The organism is Oleiphilus sp. HI0086 (assembly GCF_001635225.1).
In genome coordinates, this window is sequence record NZ_LWFZ01001079.1 from 1 (window position 1) to 1,295 (window position 1,295).

The following is a 1,295-nucleotide window of genomic DNA, read 5'->3' on the forward strand; positions in this document are numbered from 1 at the left end:
AACTCCGCATAGCGAGGGCTGGGGCCCTCTGCAGGACTCTCTTATGTATATTGCTCTTGAAGATAAGAAATAATATCTGACGACTCATACATCCATTGTTGCTCACCATCTTTTTCTATTCTTAAGCATGGCACCTTAAGCTTTCCTCCACCGGACTGTAGCTCTTCAGCAAACTGCTTATTGCGTTTCGCATCACGAGTCTCAATATTTAAGCCCTGACGACGCGCAGCCCATCGAACCTTTACGCAAAATGGACAGGCAGCATACTGATATAGCGATATGTTCTGCGTCGCCGCGTCCAGTTCTAACTGCTTCTCGCTGGAAAGCTTGGGTTTACGAGGCTTAAACAGAAAATCAACTAATAGAATAATACGGCCTAATAGCCATCGAACAACAGACATGCAACGAACCTCTTTCGTAAATCGCTAGAATATGGCACCGTAAAACTGCACAAAACTTATACAGCTATCTCTACGGCGCACGCGGATTCTATCAGAAAAGAGGCATAATTTCCTAGGGATGATCAGCCCGAATCAAGGGAGCATAGGCCTGACAACAGGATCTACTTATAATTCGATCTTGGGTGCAAGGTAAGCACAAACACTCGTTACTTGCTGCCAGTCTTTAATCACTGAGGGGTTATTTTTCAAGAAGTGCTTAGCGACATAAGCTCCGCCAGCGGCTTCGGCCAGTACTTCATAATCATAATCGACCTCATCCGCATCCAAAGCCTGAAGCGCATCAAAGATACTCACTTCTGACTCTGCAAATGAATTAATGAGTCCTTCACGATACATCTCGATCAGCCTATCAATCGAATAAGCTTGAGTGTTAACTTGATAGCCCTTAGCCAACAACAAAATATCGATATCACTGCCTTGTTTAACCGCAAGAATACCTGCACCTTGATTGTTTCGGGAATTACCATTACCCACGAGTAAAATACGTGAGGTATATAGGTCAAAGGCATATTCAGCGACTTTATCCCGCGATTTGGTCTTGACCATATTCAAACCAATATCAATCACATTACTATCAAGCGCACCTTCCATGAATGAGTAGTCTGGCATTTCGACAAACTCGACATGAGAAAAGTATGCGCTCGAGCATTCCATCAAATTTGCAAGACTTCCTGAAGCAATACCGTTATCAACTTTGAAAGAAAGATGAGGTACGTAACCAATTCGAACGGACGATTCAAACCGCTTATTATCTGTGGCGTAGCTTGCTCCAGAGAGCAGTCCAGCCAGCATCGCGCAGACAATCATAGGTAAAAAGTGTCTAAAAGCAGACAT

At 43.9% G+C, this 1,295-nt stretch carries 2 protein-coding genes; both read right to left on the bottom strand.

The annotated features are described in order from the left end of the window. Positions 1 to 41 precede the first annotated feature (41 nt). On the bottom strand, positions 42 to 401 hold the full coding sequence (locus A3756_RS19120) for a glutathione S-transferase N-terminal domain-containing protein (RefSeq protein WP_068509001.1): 360 nt from the start codon (positions 399 to 401) through the stop codon (positions 42 to 44). 165 nt (positions 402 to 566) lie between these two features. Then, positions 567 to 1,295: hypothetical protein (locus tag A3756_RS27980; protein WP_068554314.1), on the bottom strand; the 729-nt coding region annotated here is incomplete at its 5' end.

What these genes read in the sequence shown, in the direction of transcription:
- A3756_RS19120 (WP_068509001.1), bottom strand. Translation starts at nt 401, where the DNA reads ATGTCTGTTGTTCGATGGCTATTAGGCCGTATTATTCTATTAGTTGAT.